Below are 16,542 nucleotides of genomic sequence, written 5' to 3'. Positions count from 1 at the left end.
AGACAAAACGATGCCAACTATTAGGTTCAAGCATGCGACGGACCTCCGTTTTACTTGAGGACGCGTTATTGCGCGGTCAATTCCAATGCAGGGCAATGGTGTTTCTACGGGGTTTGGAGGCGAGTTTGAAATTCGCGCATCCAAGCCTGGGCCATCGCAGAGTACGGTTGGTCCTCAGCGCACATAAGGGCGAGTTCCGCCAGCGTTCGATTGCCGAAGGCATCTACCTGTTGCCCGGCACGAACGATCTCCGGGTCCGCATTTTGTTTCAGGGTTTCTGCCAGTTTTTTGAGGTCTATCGCGAGGTCGGCCATAAACTCCAGCCGACGCAGGAGCCGCGTCCGTGCTTGTACCAGCCTAAGCCGGTTCAACCCGTAAATATGTACGGACGTAGCGCCCTTCAGGCTCAACCCATCTTCGCCCGAATAGTCCGGGTCCCCTGCGAGCTTTTTGGCCAGAACGAAGGAAACAGGGTGTTCTCTGTTGAAAAAGTACGTCAAGTGCTGCTCAGGATCGTCCTCGCAGGGATTGAGCAATAACGGCTTCTCCACGGCTATACGGTCGTCACGGCTCTTGGCGCGGGTGCCGGTGGGCGCGATGGGAAAGCTGTCCTTCTTGCCCGACCCGACGGTGACCGCGGCAGAGTATCCGGCAGTGTCATCGAGCAACCGCACTTGGGACGTCTCACCCTTTGGTGTAATTTGGTTGCGCTTGCGATTACAGTCGATGCAACTCGGTAGAAGGTTGTCCCAGTCCGCCGCCAGCCACCAGTAGCCACGGTGCCCATTTTCTCCTGCAACCGCACCCTTCGGACGGAAATGCTCGACATCGAGTGGCTGCGAACTGGCGTAGAAAGTTTCGCAATAGGCGCACTTGGCATGGAAAATACGTTCGAGCGCGTCCTTTACTGACTTCAGTTTGTAGCGCTTGAACGCGAAGCTGTCCGGGTTGGGAGGGTCATTTTCGAAGTGCTGGATCGCCCGCTTAAGTTCCTCCGCCCCTTTTTCTTCGAGATCCTCTGGGGCCGCCTCTCTGCGCTCGACCCGTCTCATCCAATGCTCCTGAGCGCGTCAAGAATAGATTGTCGGGTTTGTTCCTTCAGGCCACGAAGTTTCGCGTCTCTCACCTTGCGACGCTCGCGCAAGAAATCCGCTATGGCCCGCTGCACGATCCTATGCGCTTCAGTGTGGCCGATTGGTAGATCGGTCGAGAACTCCGCTAGGTAAGCTTGAAGCTCGGGCTCTTCCTCCGGGTTTGCTCCCCGCGCCAAGCGGTCCTCCATACGTGCTGCTCGCCGCTCCGCCTCAAGGCTTTCGGTCGAGCGCATCTGGAAGAAGTCCGCTGTCAGAAGCTGCTCCACTGTCCAGTTCTCGTTGTCCGGAAGATCGACGAGACTGTGGGTGAAAACTGGCAGATTTGTACTTGCTTGATCGCCCGAGATCCGCTCGAGTACCATCACTTCGCCCTTCTTCATGCCGCGCAGGCACAGCGGGTCGTGTGACGTTGCGATGAAGGTTACGCCCGGCAGTGCTTTTCGCAACCCCGTCATAATCGACATTTTCCAGCGCGGGTGTAGATGCGCTTCGACTTCGTCGATCAGCACAAGCGCTGTGGCATTCTCGAGCGAGCTGAAGTCACGGTTGACGCGGTTGTCCATCAAGCCATTCATGATGTCGCAGAGCATGGCCAAAATTGCGCGAAAGCCGGATGAAACAAGCTCGATGGGAGTGCGAAGAAGCGGGCCATCGTCAGTATTTTCGGGCCTAACGACCACGTAAATCCCGTCACTGTTGCGTTCGAGCACGTCAAATGCGCCTTCGATGTTAAAGACCTCGCGTAAGGCACGCACCACCATGTTGAATTCGGGTTCGTCGAGCTTCAATAGCCAGCGTTCTGGATTCGGTAGCAGTTCGTCAGGGTGAAACAACGATCTAACATGCTTGTGGACGACGAATTTGCGGTCGCCTTTGAGATACTGACGGTAAGCACCATAGGCGAAAACCGGAAGTATAACTTCATCCGATTGGGAGAACTGTCTGAGCGGGTCACGAGATAGCGTAACTGAGATGTCGGTGCCGTCGGCAAATCTAGCCCGGAGTTCCGCTTCCATAGGTGCCAACTGTTCGGGCGCGCCGAGAAAGCGTGGGTCAAGGATCAGCTTTTCGGGCTCCAGGCGCAATTTCGCCCGTGCAGCCTCAGGCATTACTGTCAGCGCGATTGCCTCTAGGATGGTGCTCTTTCCAGTGGCGTTTTCGCCCAGGATCAAAAGGGCCGGTGCCGGCTGTTCGGGCTCCGGCGGAGCTAGATCAAAATCTATTTCCTCGAGCGATTTGAAGTTCCGAACCGAGACCGATGTCAGCGCTGCGCGCCGCTCCGATGACCTGACGCTTGCCGTATCTGGCGAATCCTCAATGATACGCGCGTCTATTTCATTGATAGCGGCACGGAATCGAGCCACCCCGTCGTCCATCCGCGCAAGCCGCGCGATCTGTCGGCTCCTATCTCGCGGGCCAACGCGCCCAAGGGCTTGGAATAGGACTTCGCGCAGAAAAAGCTCGCAGGCGCCCCCGTGACCAAGATCGACGCGCGGCTGCTCTATTGGATGGCGCAAGACTTCGCTTTCTGTCCGCCTTATCGCTTCTTCAATCGCAAGCCGCCGACTCTCCCACAATTTGCCCCGATCGAGATTAAAGTGCTGGATTGTTTCGCGACCACGCCGACTTATGCCAACAACCTCTCCGGTGGACCGGAAGAATAGGCTCCGCCAGAAGTGCTCGTTCCGGCAGGGGTCCAAAAACTCGGGAGCTTCCTCCAGCGGAAAGTCTGGCCACCGTCCATCATCACGCTCGGCGAAGCGTTCGAGAAGCTTCGTGTCTGGAAGCATGACGCGTCGGCCTTTTACAGGGAAATATGAAGAAGCGCTTGGCATGCAGTCCCAGCAAATGGGATAGAGATTTTGCCACGCCTCCGCGAGCCAAACGTAGTACAAGTGGGAGACGCTGTAGTTCTCAACAGGCTCCGCATTACCATCGGGCCGAAATCGGTACACCAATGGATCACTCACGGAGCATTCGCAAAAGGCACATCTACCCGAAAAAAGCTCCGACAGTGCGTTGCGCACCTCTTCACTTTTACTGGGAGATTCTTCATTCAAAAAAGCGGGGCCACGAGACTGGGTCAGCATCTGCGTATCTTGCGAAAACATCTCCAACAATGAGCGACGACCCTCCTTCGCCGATAGACGAGAGAACGCTTCTGGTGCTGCGACAGAGTCACGGTTTACAAATCGCATTAATTCGCTCTTTTTGCTGTAACATCTTTTACTCTACTCATAATTGCCTGTGAGTATCCACAATGTCTCAACGGTAAGGGGTCCTGGGATTTTCGCCAATCGTAAAGGTTGAATTATCTGCGAGTTATCTCAGCCAACCTGTCTCCTTCGCAGGGCGTCAGCCAAGCTGGAATTTTGCGCTTACAGCGAATGTTGAGACTAACGGGCTGCACCGCAGCACCGACTTATATTGGTGAACGCCAGGAATGGTCCTTTAGTGAATACAACCTAGGTAATTCTCTCCAAAACGGTCCATCGCTACAGGAGCAACTCGCTCGTTGACGCTCTCATCAATGAATAGGCCCCAAGGGTAAACTTCGACATTCGCGAGCTCGAAATCATCTTTTGGGTTCGGCTTGTTTTGACTAAGAAATGCGTAGCGGATTCCGGCCCACATCTCGAAGCCGAGCTCGACCTCGAGACCATCGTAAACACTGTCCCCAGGGGCGTTGACGATCACCTTTTTGGTAATATCACCAAGTGCTTCCAACAGCATGATGCTGCACGTATGGGCCATGATGTCGGCCAGTTGGATACCCATTATTTCCTTGGAATCTTGTTCAAAGTGGAAGTTGCAACCTACGAGCTCCGCGTCGCCTGCAACTAAAGCCTCTGCCGCACTTTTCTGTTTGAAGAGACCTTCATCAAAGAAGACCTCATGCTGCCTACCCACGAGCCGGGGATGCTTCAGTGCGTTCCGCAAAAGCGCCAGAGAAGCAGGGCCTAACTTTCTGACGTCATCTGCACTATCCACAACGCACAAGGCCATTTTGCAGTTTCGCGTGATGAAACTTTTCAAACTGTTCCGCAGCGCTTGAAGATCATTGTCATCTTTCATTGGTGCCGAAGACTTGAATTCGAACTTGCTCGGATCGAAGCCGTGCTTGCGGAATAGGGCGCCCATTTTTTCTGTGGGATCCACATCGCAAATGGCGAATGCGGCAAGTGAAAATCCGGATCTATGGTGCTTGCTGTCGTCTAAAAATAGATGGGCCATTACTGCTTAAAACAATTCTCTCTGTGCCAGGTTACAAACTCACTCCTTGGCCGGTTGGCGAGGCGGTCCGGCACCAAGATCTTGCCGGACGAGTTGATCATCGACGTCACGGCTTCGATGTCGTTGCTCTGACGGGAAACCAGAATAGTCAGGTCGTCTGCCAACCCAACGAGACCGCGATCAAACATCCAATGCGCAGTTCCGGACAGGGCGAGCCCGTTGCTGACGATGTCCGGGCCGTCATGCTCCACTGGTATGATGTGGGCGGCTTCCACTTCAGCGCGGCCACCGCCATTGATCAGACGTAAGCCAGTGATGGCGCATCGTTCACCGTAGGCACGCAGGACATTTTGCCTGAAATTACGGTCGCGAACCGCCCGGTTGGTCAGTTGGTTGACGCGTTCCCGTGCAGGCATGTGTTGGAAAGGTGCTTGCGAGTCCTGAAAACCTGGCAATTGCATCGTGTCGCCCACGCGAGGCAGGATGTCCTCATCCCGTCCAAGGCCACGCTCGACTATTCGGGTAAAGTCTTCAGCGGATAAGGTTCTTACTGCGGCTTGCGCGCGTCCGGATATCTTACCTTGATCGTTCAGCAATCCTCTTTCGATGATTGAATTCTCGTCTCGGAATGAAACTGGGTCGCCGAAATCAAGATACGTTCCTGGCTCTATCACCGCCAAGAACATGTCCTGCTTCCTAGGATCCGGAATGATCTCCTGGACCTTGGCGACAGCGAAGTACCCTTTGGTCTCTTTGACTTTGCTTGGCTCCAGGTAGACGATCCAATCCCCTTCGCACTGTTGGGCGCGAGAGAGGTATTGCTTGGGAAACTGATACCGCTCCGAGGGAATGTCGTCGTAGATCGAGTCGCTGCGATGGATGAAGATACCGAATGCCATCGGATCACCCGCGTTGAAGGCGTTCCAGTTTTCGATCGGCTGCGCGTAGGGTCAGCACCGCACCTGTCAAAAATGGAAGTGCCAAGCCAGCCGCAGCGATAGCAAAAATCAGGATGGTGGCCAAAGCCGAGTATTCAGCGGCCTGTTGCGCCAATGATAGTCGACCCAAGCCAATCAAGTAGAACACACTGGTTCCCAGAAAGATCAGGTAAAGCGGCCCAAAAGGTTCGATCACCTCGCGGCGGGTGCGCTCCAAGACTGAATGTCGCAACATGTTCCAGCGTTTGCTTGCCTTGTTCACCAGATTACTCCCTAACCAGCTCGATCCATGTGTGCACGTCATCATCCGTCACTTCACGGCCTTCGACATGCGATTGATACCAACGCGCGACGATGGCCCCGCGCTTCTCGCTTTTAACTTTTATGCCCTCGTCGGTGAGGTGCTTATCTAGCGAGCTTTCGATGTGTTTGAGGGCCTCGAAATCATGCCCAGCCCGAATGGATTTGGTGCCGAGCAGTAGCCAGGCGACGTCAATATCATAGCGGCTTTGCATCTTGACGAGGGCCTCAACTGGGACGCCGCGTTTGCCTTTTTCGTAGCTGTGGTAGGCGCGATGCGACACGCCAATTGCTTCCGCCATAGCAGCCTGAGAGACACCTATCTCATTGCGACAGATCGCAAGGCGAGCTCCAATCTCTGCAAACAATTCAGCATCATCTCGCACCATGCAAGTTTCCCAATTGACGAGTGCGCAATTTTGTATAAACATCGCACAAAATGACGCATATTTACGTTTTCACCCATCTGACCACGTCAGAAGGTGCAGAACAAGCGATTCCATGCGTGTCGCCGATTCAACTTAAGCGGACAAGGACGACTGAAATGGCAGAGAGCAACTATTCAGACAGCTCTCAGATCCTGGGGCTTGGAAAAACGCCCGCGCAGTGGGTCGAAGTAATGGCTGGGATGGGGATCGATATTTCAGAGCGCACTTTGCGCGAGCGAGCAAATGAGACCGGCGCTTTTTATCGCCTTGGGCGGACCATGCTCATCACGCCCGCGCAGATTGATACGATTTTTGAAGGAGGCCAGTCATGCCGCTCCAAATTTACAAGAGGGGCCGTGTCTACTGGGCCAAGGGGTGGATTGAGTACAACGGCAGGCCAATCGCCGGCCCATACCGGCGAAGCACTAAGGCATCTACAGAAGAGGGCGCACGGGACTGGATAAACAATGAGACCGAACGTCAGATCCGTCGCTATGTCGTGGGCGATGAACCGAGCAAGACGTTCTCGGATGCGATCATGCTCTACGACGCGTCGCCTAAGGCAGCAAAGCAGTTGATCCCCATTGTCGAAGCAATCGGCGACCTGTCGTTAGGTGCGATTTCTGGCGCGCTATTGAAGAGCCTTGGTCCAAAGCTGAAACCCAAGGCGTCGACCGATACCTGGTGGCGTGAAATCGTGACGCCCGCGAGTGCGGTCATCAACAATGCGCACGAACTGGAGGGGACGCCGCTGATCCGCGTGAAGCCGTATGACAAGTTCGAGCGGATCGCGCAGGACAAGCGGCGCGGGAAGCTCAGCCGCGTCGAGCGCACGCCAGCTGACAAGGAATGGATCGAAGCCTTTTGCCGTGCTGCTGATCCGTACAATGCAGCACTGGTCCGTTTCATGTTTGAAACGGCTGCGCGGATTGATCAGGCCGTATCGTTGGAGCCTGACGACCTTCGGTCGCATGAAAACAAAGTCCGAGTGAAAGCTCAAAAGGGGCACCCGGAAAGCTGGATTACTGTGTCGCCTCAAATGATGGACGAGCTTCTCGCGTTGCCGCCCAAACGCCCCAAAAACCGCAAGACCGGCAAGCTGATGAAAGCGCGCATCTTCGGCTATGGCAGCTCGACAGGTTACAACACGCGCTGGAAGACGATCTGCAAACGCGCTGGCATTCCGTACCTTTCAGCGCATCCAGCTGGACGGCACGGCTTCTTCACTGAGCTGGTTGTACGCCAGGGTGTAGACCCAGTCACTGCAGCCAAGGCTGGCCGATGGTCTGACCCCAACTTGCCCATGCGCATCTATGCCCACGCAGAGACAGATGAGGCCGACATCAGAGCCCGTTTTCGTACAAACCACGTACAGGATGACCCTGTACAAACACCCAACAGTAAGAAATCACAAAAGGAATAGCGCTATGAACGCATCCCTCCTAAGGGGCAGGTTGCAGGTTCGAATCCTGCCGGGGTCGCCATTCTGCTGGCTGTGCTATTTTTCTCATTCGTCGGTGTGTGCTAGATGATCTCTTCCCTCCTTTGGGAGGGGCTATGTCAGATCTGGCGCGCCTGTGGCAGAAGGAAGGGAACACCGGAGCGGGGCAAGCTGTTGACCGGGACGGGGCAACCGTAGGCGTGTTCCAAGGTTTGGCTGGTTAGAACCTCCTGCGGTGTGCCCTTGGCGGCGACGTGTCCGGCATGGATCAGGGTGATCTGGTCGGCATACATGGCGGTCAGGTTCAGATCGTGCATCACTGCGACAACACCGCCGCCGCGCGCTGCATAGTCACGCGCCAGATCCATCACGGTGAACTGATGACCGATATCAAGGCTGGCCACGGGTTCATCCAGAATAAGCCAACGCGGGATGCCCTCTACCACCGGTTCCCAGACTTGGGTCATCACCCGGGCCAGCTGTACACGCTGCTGTTCGCCACCGGAGAGATCTTGATAAAACCGGTTTGCAAACCCGCCCAGATCGACCTGTTCCAGCGCCCTGAGCGGTAGCTCGATGTCCGCCGCGGCCAGACCTGCGGAGAGCCCGAGCCGTACGATTTCCACCACTGTGAAGGGAAAGGCGATTGCGGCGGATTGCGGTTGAACGGCCCGAATCGCGGCCAACTCCCAAGGTTTCATCGCAGCGGTGTCTTGGCCGTTCATCAAGACCTGGCCTGTAAAGGGCACCTCGCCGGTCATTGCCCTCAGAAGTGTGGTTTTGCCAGAGCCGTTTGGGCCTGCGATTGCCGTCACCTCACCTGGTCGTGCGGCAAAGTCGATGCCATGCAAAATCGTGCGGTGGCCAAGTTTAACCGTAATGTCAAAAGCTTCCATCGGGTTCTCCGCTCAAAGGCCCGTGCTGCCGAAGCGGCGCAGCAGGATCCACAGGAACACCGGGGCGCCCAGAACGGCTGTGATAATACCAATCGGAAGCTCGGCTGGGGCAATGATCACCCGCGAGATCATATCTGCCGCCAGCAATAGCGATGCACCCAAAAGGGCGGCATTCGGCAACAGGCTGTGGTGGTCCGGTCCGCTGGCCAAACGCAGCAGGTGCGGGACGACGATGCCGATAAATCCGATGCCGCCGGAGACCGCAACAGAGGCTCCGGTGGCGCTCGCGACTATGAGGATTGCGATATTTTTGACCCGTTGCACCGGAATGCCGATATGCCCTGCCGCCGCTTCTCCCAGCGCCAGCCCGTTCAGGCCGCGCGATAGGGCTGGCAGAGCCAGCAGAGCGACGCCAATGATGGGGAATGCCGCCAGCACCTTTGACCAGGTTGCACCGGCCAGTGATCCCATGCCCCAGAAAGTGAGGTCGCGCAGTTGGTTGTCATCTGCGATGTAGACCAGAATTCCCGACAGAGCCCCTGACAGTGCGCCGAGCGCGATGCCTGCCAGCAGCATCGTGGCGACCGAGGTCTGCCCCCTGCGTGTGGAGACACGGTACAGAATGAGCGTAGACCCCCAGCCGCCGAGAAATGCGGCGATGGGGACAAGGTAGTTGCCAACCGTATCGCGCAGCATGGCGGGCAGAAAGGCACCCAAGACAATTGCACAGATCGCTGCCAGCCCCGCGCCGGCACTGACACCGACAATCCCGGGATCCGCAAGCGGGTTGCGAAACAGCCCCTGCATCACAGCGCCGGAAACGGCCAGGGCGGACCCAACCAGAATACCCAAGAACAGACGTGGTAAGCGGATATCGAACAGAACAATCTGATCCAGTCGCGACAGGTCGCGTCCCGTCGCCAGATCCCGCAATGCCCCCCATAGCGACGTGCCTGACGCGCCCCAAGCCAAGGACAAAACAGACATCACGGCCAGCAGCAAAGCCAGAACGACGGTCAACCTCCGCGCTTGCACCCGGCGGTCGATAGCGCCCAGCGATGTGACACCGCTGTTAGGGGTATCCGCAGCGAGCGCCATGTCAGTCTGCCTCGCTGTAGAGTGCCTGGTTGAGTTCAGTGACTGCAGATGCGGTGCGCGGCCCAAAGCCAAGCAGATGCAGGCCGTTCATGCGGACCACCTTGCCGGTCTGGGCTGCGGGGGTCGGTGCGATGGACGGCAGCGCAAGCAAGTCCTCGATTGCGGCACCATGGTCGCCGCCACGGTCCATCATCAGGATCACATCCGGCGCAGCCTTCGACACCGCTTCGTCCGTCATCGGCTTATACCCGTCGAAGTCCGTCACCGCGTTAACGGCGCCAGCCATTCGAATGATGCTGTCAGCCGCCGAGTTTGCACCGCCCGCCATGATCCTGCCGCCCCGTGTCGAGAGAATGAACAGCACCTTTTTGGGATGCTCCCCGGCAACCGATGCGGCGTCTGCTTCTGCCGATCTGAGGTCTCGCGTCACGGTCTGCGCCAAGGCTTCGGCTTCGGCCTCTTTGCCCAATGCCGCACCAACGGTGCGAATTTTGGCTGTGATCCCGTCTGCGGAAAAGATCTCCGGCACCGAAACGTAGTCAACCTGCGCGCTTTTGAGGACGTCCAGCGTTTCAGGCGGGCCGGCGCCTTCGATCGCGATAATCATGTCGGGGGCAACCGACAGCACGCCTTCAGGGGACAATGCCCGCGCGTATCCGATATCCGGCAACGCCAGCGCTGCTGCAGGGTAGGTGGAGGTCCGGTCGCGGCCGATCAGCCGATCCTGCTGACCAAGAGCGTAGATGATCTCGGTCACCGAGCCACCGACAGAAACGATGCGTTTGGGCATCTCCGCCAGGGCAATGCTGCCGATTAGCAGCCCTGCCATCAACAGATTAAGCCCCAGGAATAGACGGCCGAATGCAGACATCACGCCGGTTCTTTCACAGCGAAGGAGGTCAGGTTTTCAACAATGGCATTCCATTCCGGGCGGTGATCTTTGGCTTCGGTCCGGCGGCCAAAGACCTGAAAGATAATGCCACCTTCGGCATCGAAGGCTTCGACAGACACCGCGTCCCCGCGCTGGGTGGGCTTGGTCACTGCCCAAACCTCCGCGATGTGGTCCATGCGCAAATGCAGATCAAAGCCCGGGTCCAGGATATTCTGCCATGGCCCCATTTCACGCAGATTGCGGATTGGGCCGCCATGGATTTCGATACATCCCATATTCCCGACGAAGAACATAACTTCGAGTTCCTGATCCTGTACCGCAAACAACATCTTATTGACCTCAGCCGGGTCAAGCTTGCGAGCCAGCGGTTCCCCTGCAATGCGGTAGGCGCCCAGCCGGTTCATCTTCAGCTTCGATGTCAGCCGCATGAACTGATGGGTATCCGTCATCTTGGCCCATTCAGCGCGCAGGATGTCTGCCTTCTCCGGGTTTGCCTTGGCAGGTTCTGTCGGTTTGCGTGGCTCTACGGTGAGTTCCTGAGACTGTTGCTCCAAGGTCAATTCTTCAACCAACCGCTGCCAGGCATCCAGATCCGAGGTCTCGCGCAGATGCACCTTATGAACCGCGTCGCCGGCTGCATCAAAGATCTGAATTGACCGCTTGGTGCCCTTGTCCGTTTCGCGTTCCACCGCAAAAGCCGAGACGAAATGCCGGGGGAAGAAGCGCAGATCAATTGCATCATTGAGGATCATCGATGCGTGCTGGCCTGAGTGATAGTTTTCGTAGATGCCAACCTTCTCGATCACACAGGATGGGTTGCGGGTCAGGGCCATAACCTCACCCAGCGGCGCAAGTCGCGGCATGATTTCATCCGGGCTGGCCTGGATGCGCGAGACGCCCTCACCGACATAGGCCGCCACCAGCTGGCCTTCGGCAATGCCGAATTTGTCGGCAAAATCGCGATCTCTCAGGTTTGCATGCTCTGCGCGCGCTGCACGGATCGCAGCTGGTGTCATGGTTGAGGCGGTCATCACAGCCCTTTCTACTAAGACGTCCTAGAAGAGGCTGGCAGTGGCGGAACGTGCCGCGCGAGAGCTGGCCACCGCATTTTACGGTGCATTAAATTTGTTGACTGTTTTTATCAGCTTTAATAACAGACACAAGCGGAATTTATGATTCCACCAGATCTATCAGACAAACGACCAGGCCAGCCCCGCCGCAAGCATTTGGTTCACCGAACTAGACTAATGCGAAGGGACGCGAGATGGGGAAATACCAAAAGGGATGGCGGTTGCTGAGCACCGTATCTGTGTTGGGCCTGCTAGCCAGTGCAAACAGCGTGGCGGCACAGGATATTGCGGAAGACGGCGATTTTCTGGGGACGATTGAGTTGGGCGCAGGCAAGCGCGAGGTGCAGACCGACACCGGGGTGCCGCTCACTGTTATCAACCAAGAGGAAATCGACGACCGGCAAGCGGCAACAATTGCCCAATTGGTTGAATCCGTACCAGGTGTGACACTGGTGAATGGCACCACCCCGCAGTCTTCCGGTATTTCGATCCGTGGCTTTGGCGCTGACGGGACCTACGGGGCCAACCCGCGCGTGTTGATCACCATTGATGGGGCGACCACTGGCGGCGAAGAGATCTATCGGATTGGTAACCAGCTATTCACAGATCCCGCACTCTACAGGGAAATCTCGGTCATCCGCGGTACGGTCGGCAGCTATGAGTATGGATCGGGCGTTGTTGGCGGTGTCGTACAGCTGGAAACCAAGGATGCCTCTGACTTCACCGGCGGCGAAATCGGTACACGCTTCCGGCAGACCCTGGAGGCACAGTCCAACGGCACCGGATGGGCCTCATCCTCCATTCTGGCTGTGCAGCCAACAGAGGATCTGGAACTTCTTCTGAACTACACAGTCCGCAACAACGATTCCTATGAGGATGGCGATGGTGTTGAAACCGCAAATAGTGGCTTCCGTAACTATTCCTATCTGGCGAAGGGTCGCTACACATTCGGGGATTCCCGCGAACATGCCCTGAGTGCCTGGTATAATGTCACCCATTCGGACGACAACAGCGTGCCCTATGACATTCTGGGCGCGTCTTCAGGTGGCGGGTTCTACTTTGGCGATGTGGATCGGATCACAGACAGCCGGACCGCCGGATTGCGCTACGAATTCGATGCGGTTGACAACGACCTCATCCATTTTGAGGCGACCCTGACCTATGCGGAACAGGACATTGACAGCACATATGTCGTTGGCAGCTGCGCTGGGTTCCCGGGCTGTGATGCCTCTGTGTCAGATCTGTTGAACGCGGATCACAACTATAAAACCACCAAGCTGCAGTTGAAGAACACCAGCTATTTTGACACGGGTGTCGCCTCGCATGATCTGCGGCTTGGTCTGGAGATTACCAACCGTGAACGCCTTGATGCGAATTCGGCCCCTGGCGGCACCGACCGCAGGATCGCGCTGTTTGCAGTGGACGACATTCAGTTTGGCGACCGTTTCACGCTGACCCCAGCCTTGCGGTATGAAACGCAGGACCTGAAGGGGACGGACACTGTGTCTCCCGGGGCCACCGATCCCTACAACGGCGAGATCAAGAATGATGCTCTGATGGGCGGGCTATCGGCGCGCTATGAGTTCGACAGCGGCTTTGCTGTCTTTGCGAGCGCCGCATACACTGAGGTTCTCCCGATCATTGATCGGTTGGACAAGGATCCGTCGGTCTGGGTGCCGGAAATCGGAACCACCTATGAGGCTGGTTTTTCCTATCAGAACCAGGATGTCTTTACCTCCGGCGATCAGTTGGCCTTTAAGGTCAATTACTATGACACCAACCTGAGCGATGTTCGGGTTGCCGGCGATGTGCTGACACAGGTGGATGTCGACGGCTTCGAAGTCGAAGCGTCTTACGGCATGGCGAACGGTCTCTATTTCGACCTGAACGGAACCGTTGCAGATGGTGAACAACGGCGCCCGGATGGCACTGTGTCAGAGTATACTCTGGCCCCGGTTGGTTCCGCCGCGCTGACAGTTGGCAAGCGTTTCAACGACACGCTGGATCTGAGCTGGGAAGTGGTGGCTGCAGAAAGTACAAATGCCATCAATGGGAGCGGTCCCTTGCCCGGTTACGGAGTGAATAACCTGCGCGCGACCTTCCGGCCGCAAAACGGCATGCTTGAAGGGACCGAAATCCGGTTCGGCGTCGAGAACGTTTTTGACAAACAGTATCAGACCCAACTCTCAACCCGTGCTGCGGCCGGGCGCAATTTCAAGCTGACGGTTTCCAAAACCTTCTGATCCCAAAGGCAAATCGAGAGGTGTTCCATGACACTTGGATTGAAAACCGGAAAACCCCTGCTGCTGGCCGCTGTGCTGGCAGCAGCAAGTGGCGCCGCAGCGCAAGAGCCGGACAAAGCAGGGGTCACCATCGAGCTGAGTGACGCCGAACCGGTCGGCGAGGCCTGTAAACTGTCTTTTGTTGTGCAGAATGGCCATAAGGCGGACATCCGCAAGGCGGTCTATGAGACCGTCTTGTTCGATGATCAGGGACAAGTGGCGCGGCTCACGCTTCTCGATTTTCAGGATCTGCCCGCCGGGCGCCTGCGCGTGCGGCAGTTCCAGTTTCCTCACACCTGTGACGGCATCAGTCGGGTCCTGATCAACGGTGCCGATACCTGCACCGGCGATGGGCTGCCGGACGGTGCCTGCAGCCGCGGGCTTGTGCTGAGCAGCAGGGTGATGGAGCTGGCAGGATGACATTTGTTCAGGATGCCCTTGCCAAGGTGCTGGAGTTGGGCGGACCGGTGGTCTTGCTGTTGCTGGCAGTTTCGGTCCTGACCACTGCACTGGTGCTCTACAAGATCTGGCAATACCGTTCTGCCCGTGTTGGCCAGCATAAGGCGTTGGCCTCTGCGGTCGCAGCCTGGGATCGCGGCGAAGGAGAGGCCGCCCTCGACAAGCTGAGCCATAGTCAGTCCTATCTGGTCCCGGTGATGCGGCTGGCCCTCTCAGGTACACACGACACAATGCTGGCCGAGCGTGCTGACGCCGAAGCAGAAGAACGTTTCTCCCAGTTGGAACGCGGATTGGGGACATTGGACATGGTGGCACAGCTGGCGCCGCTGCTGGGGCTTTTCGGCACGGTGATCGGTATGATTGAGGCGTTTCAGAAACTGCAGTCGGCAGGCGCGTCGGTTGACCCTTCACTGCTTGCGGGTGGTATCTGGGTGGCCTTGCTGACCACGGCGGCAGGGCTGGCTGTCGCAATGCCCACCTCGCTTGTGCTCAGCTGGCTCACCGCCCGTATGCAGCGGGAGAGGGTCTTTGCCAATCGTGCGCTGCGCACCATCTTTGCCCCGACAGCCCAGACCCGGCCAAGAGAGCCTCTTCAGGTGGCGCATGGCACTTAAGCTGCACAGCGCACGTCGCGGCAGGCTCTCGATGACCTCGCTCATTGATGTGATTTTTCTGCTGCTTCTGTTCTTCATGCTGACGTCTACGTTTTCAAAGTTCGGCGAGATTGAACTGATGGCGGCAGGGCGCGGACCTGACAGGGGTGAGCGGCAGATGCTGTTTGTCAAGCTGGGGGAAGACAGTCTGACCTTGAACGCACAGCCAGCTGACCTCAGTCGCATCGCCGATCTGATCCGCCTGCAGCCGCAGGCTGGCGACGGCCATCTGGTTTTGATCAGCCCAAGCGAGGGGGCGTCCTCACAACGCCTGGTCGATCTTCTCACGCAGTTGCGTCAGGTGGCGGATCTCCAAGCTGTGGTGCTGGGCTGATGCGTATCCGGCCACATACCGCGACGCAGAAGGAACCGACGATTGCGTTGATTAACATCGTTTTTCTGATGCTGATCTTCTTCATGATCGCGGGCACCTTGGCAGTGCCGCTCGACAAAGATGTCACCCTGATTGAGGCCAAGGATCTGGAGGGGCGGGAGCCACCGGATGCCTTGGTGGTGCATGCTGATGGCAGGCTCACCCTGCGCGGCAAAGTGCTGGCGGATGCCGCCACATATGCCGCGATGCTGACCGAAGAGGAGCGCGCCGAAGTGCGGATCGTCCCGGATCGCGATCTACCGGCCCGGGATCTGGTGAAACTGGGCAACGCATTGCGCGCTGCCGGGGCGCAACATGTGCTGCTGGTTTCGGAAAGAGCGTTGCCATGACGGTGCCACACTCCCGGCTCATCGGCGTGTTCGCGCTGTTTCTGGCCGCAGCGGGCCATGCAGGCATGGCGCAGCTCAGTGTGCCTGACAAGGCAGAAATCAGCGGTGGTAATACTGGCCTCGCCGCCCAGGGTTTTTCCTTTGCCGATTTGGTACAGGGGGTTGATACGCCGATTGATGCCAAGGAGTTGCCGGATGCAGACATCGCCACAGCCCCCGCCGCAACCACGTTGTCACCGCAGGTCGAGAAGGTTGTGGTAGAAGCCGTGCAATCCGCCGTGCAATCCGCCGTGCAGCCCCCGCTGACTAGCGCCGTTCCGATCCTACCGGCTCTTGAGGTCGAGCCGAGCCCGGCGCAGAAACCGGCGGAACCACGTCCAGCTGAGACGGCAACAGCAGCACCAAAACCGGAGGTGCTTGAGCCGCTGCCGGACGCCAAACCGGAACCCAAGCCCCGGCCCAATCCCAAAAGAGTGCAGAGGCATGGGAATAATGCGGAGCAGAATACCCTGGCGGGAACGGCGTCGGGAACTGCTCCAAAACACTCCGGGCAAGCCAAAACATCCCCGGGCACGGCCAAGCAACAGGGCAATGCGGCCGCAGACAATTACCGCGGCAAGGTGTTGCGGCGTGTAATGCGTGCCAAACGTCAGCGGGTGAATATCCGCGGGGCAGTGCTGGTCCGGTTCACGATCACTGGCAGCGGCGCTTTGGCCTCCGCTCGCATTGCGAAAAGTTCAGGCTCTTCAAAACTGGACAACATTGCATTGGCGCAGGTTCACCGCGCCGCGCCGTTCCCACCCCCACCCAAGGGTATTAGGCCGTCCTACACGGTCAGAATCAAAGGCAAATAGCTGTCGTGAGTCGGCAGATTGTTCACCTGACCACGCGTCGGTGAAAGCAGAACTGACGTCGAGCCGGGGCATGCCGGTTTGATCCTGAGCCTATCCGTATTACGTCATCTGTATGAAACATTTGATGATTTTGGGCCTTCTGCTTCTTTGTGCGTGTGGTCGGAGCGTGCCAGATGAAGC

Annotated in this window: 17 protein-coding genes; 7 read left to right on the top strand and 10 right to left on the bottom strand. The window is 57.4% G+C overall.

Going from position 1 to position 16,542, the window contains the following annotated elements; genetic code table 11:
- Nucleotides 1-104 precede the first annotated feature (104 nt).
- From D1820_RS11770 to D1820_RS11745, 6 genes are all read right to left on the bottom strand, one after another.
- Nucleotides 105-1,052 carry an HNH endonuclease gene (locus tag D1820_RS11770; RefSeq protein ID WP_118069181.1) on the bottom strand — a complete coding sequence of 316 codons (948 nt, stop codon included), beginning with the start codon at nt 1,050-1,052 and terminating at the stop codon, nt 105-107.
- Nucleotides 1,049-3,292 carry an AAA family ATPase gene (locus tag D1820_RS11765; RefSeq protein ID WP_118069179.1) on the bottom strand — a complete coding sequence of 748 codons (2,244 nt, stop codon included), beginning with the start codon at nt 3,290-3,292 and terminating at the stop codon, nt 1,049-1,051. The genes D1820_RS11770 and D1820_RS11765 overlap by 4 nt, the downstream gene beginning before the upstream one ends.
- A 253-nt stretch (nt 3,293-3,545) precedes the next feature.
- Nucleotides 3,546-4,328 carry a DUF3800 domain-containing protein gene (locus D1820_RS11760; RefSeq protein ID WP_118069178.1) on the bottom strand — a complete coding sequence of 261 codons (783 nt, stop codon included), beginning with the start codon at nt 4,326-4,328 and terminating at the stop codon, nt 3,546-3,548.
- Complete coding sequence (locus tag D1820_RS11755; RefSeq protein WP_118069176.1) at nt 4,328-5,227, bottom strand: HNH endonuclease; 900 nt, start codon at nt 5,225-5,227, stop codon at nt 4,328-4,330. Before D1820_RS11755 ends, D1820_RS11760 begins: the two co-directional genes overlap by 1 nt.
- Nucleotides 5,228-5,231: 4 nt before the next feature.
- Nucleotides 5,232-5,528, bottom strand: coding sequence for a hypothetical protein (locus D1820_RS11750; protein WP_162894092.1), 297 nt, complete (start codon nt 5,526-5,528; stop codon nt 5,232-5,234).
- A gap of 4 nt (nt 5,529-5,532) precedes the next feature.
- The gene (locus D1820_RS11745; protein WP_118070176.1) at nt 5,533-5,955 is read right to left on the bottom strand and encodes a helix-turn-helix domain-containing protein; all 423 of its coding nucleotides are present in this window, start codon (nt 5,953-5,955) and stop codon (nt 5,533-5,535) included.
- 367 nt (nt 5,956-6,322) lie between these two features.
- Here D1820_RS11745 and D1820_RS11740 point away from each other — a divergent pair, with 367 nt between their 5' ends.
- Nucleotides 6,323-7,417 carry a tyrosine-type recombinase/integrase gene (locus D1820_RS11740; RefSeq protein ID WP_118069173.1) on the top strand — a complete coding sequence of 365 codons (1,095 nt, stop codon included), beginning with the start codon at nt 6,323-6,325 and terminating at the stop codon, nt 7,415-7,417.
- 137 nt (nt 7,418-7,554) lie between these two features.
- On the opposite strand, the gene D1820_RS11735 is transcribed toward D1820_RS11740, so the two are convergent.
- Genes D1820_RS11735 through D1820_RS11720 form a run of 4 tightly spaced genes read right to left on the bottom strand, consistent with a single transcriptional unit; the run spans nt 7,555 to nt 11,352 of the window.
- The gene (locus D1820_RS11735) at nt 7,555-8,331 is read right to left on the bottom strand and encodes a heme ABC transporter ATP-binding protein (protein WP_118069171.1); all 777 of its coding nucleotides are present in this window, start codon (nt 8,329-8,331) and stop codon (nt 7,555-7,557) included.
- A 12-nt stretch (nt 8,332-8,343) separates the two neighbouring features.
- Nucleotides 8,344-9,429, bottom strand: coding sequence for an iron ABC transporter permease (locus D1820_RS11730; protein WP_118069170.1), 1,086 nt, complete (start codon nt 9,427-9,429; stop codon nt 8,344-8,346).
- Between the two features lies 1 nt (nt 9,430).
- Nucleotides 9,431-10,300 (bottom strand): hemin ABC transporter substrate-binding protein, encoded by an 870-nt coding sequence (locus D1820_RS11725; RefSeq protein WP_118069168.1) that lies wholly within the window; start codon nt 10,298-10,300, stop codon nt 9,431-9,433.
- Nucleotides 10,300-11,352 (bottom strand): hemin-degrading factor, encoded by a 1,053-nt coding sequence (locus D1820_RS11720; RefSeq protein WP_118069166.1) that lies wholly within the window; start codon nt 11,350-11,352, stop codon nt 10,300-10,302. Before D1820_RS11720 ends, D1820_RS11725 begins: the two co-directional genes overlap by 1 nt.
- A gap of 233 nt (nt 11,353-11,585) precedes the next feature.
- Here D1820_RS11720 and D1820_RS11715 point away from each other — a divergent pair, with 233 nt between their 5' ends.
- Genes D1820_RS11715 through D1820_RS11690 form a run of 6 tightly spaced genes read left to right on the top strand, consistent with a single transcriptional unit; the run spans nt 11,586 to nt 16,362 of the window.
- Complete coding sequence (locus D1820_RS11715) at nt 11,586-13,634, top strand: TonB-dependent receptor domain-containing protein (protein ID WP_205521379.1); 2,049 nt, start codon at nt 11,586-11,588, stop codon at nt 13,632-13,634.
- A 27-nt stretch (nt 13,635-13,661) separates the two neighbouring features.
- Nucleotides 13,662-14,093 carry a hypothetical protein gene (locus tag D1820_RS11710; protein ID WP_118069164.1) on the top strand — a complete coding sequence of 144 codons (432 nt, stop codon included), beginning with the start codon at nt 13,662-13,664 and terminating at the stop codon, nt 14,091-14,093.
- The gene (locus D1820_RS11705; RefSeq protein ID WP_118069163.1) at nt 14,090-14,746 is read left to right on the top strand and encodes a MotA/TolQ/ExbB proton channel family protein; all 657 of its coding nucleotides are present in this window, start codon (nt 14,090-14,092) and stop codon (nt 14,744-14,746) included. The genes D1820_RS11710 and D1820_RS11705 overlap by 4 nt, the downstream gene beginning before the upstream one ends.
- Nucleotides 14,747-14,777: 31 nt before the next feature.
- Complete coding sequence (locus D1820_RS11700; RefSeq protein ID WP_096869637.1) at nt 14,778-15,119, top strand: biopolymer transporter ExbD; 342 nt, start codon at nt 14,778-14,780, stop codon at nt 15,117-15,119.
- Complete coding sequence (locus D1820_RS11695; RefSeq protein WP_118069161.1) at nt 15,119-15,508, top strand: biopolymer transporter ExbD; 390 nt, start codon at nt 15,119-15,121, stop codon at nt 15,506-15,508. The genes D1820_RS11700 and D1820_RS11695 overlap by 1 nt, the downstream gene beginning before the upstream one ends.
- Nucleotides 15,505-16,362: a TonB family protein gene (locus D1820_RS11690; RefSeq protein WP_118069160.1), complete on the top strand. Its 858-nt coding sequence runs from the start codon at nt 15,505-15,507 to the stop codon at nt 16,360-16,362. Before D1820_RS11695 ends, D1820_RS11690 begins: the two co-directional genes overlap by 4 nt.
- The last annotated feature ends 180 nt before the right edge of the window (nt 16,363-16,542 follow it).

This window comes from Phaeobacter sp. LSS9, assembly GCF_003443595.1.
In the GTDB taxonomy this organism is placed as follows: Bacteria; Pseudomonadota; Alphaproteobacteria; order Rhodobacterales; family Rhodobacteraceae; genus Phaeobacter; species Phaeobacter piscinae.
The sequence above is the reverse complement of the archived record's forward strand: the minus strand, read 5'-3'. Positions and strand labels throughout refer to the sequence as shown.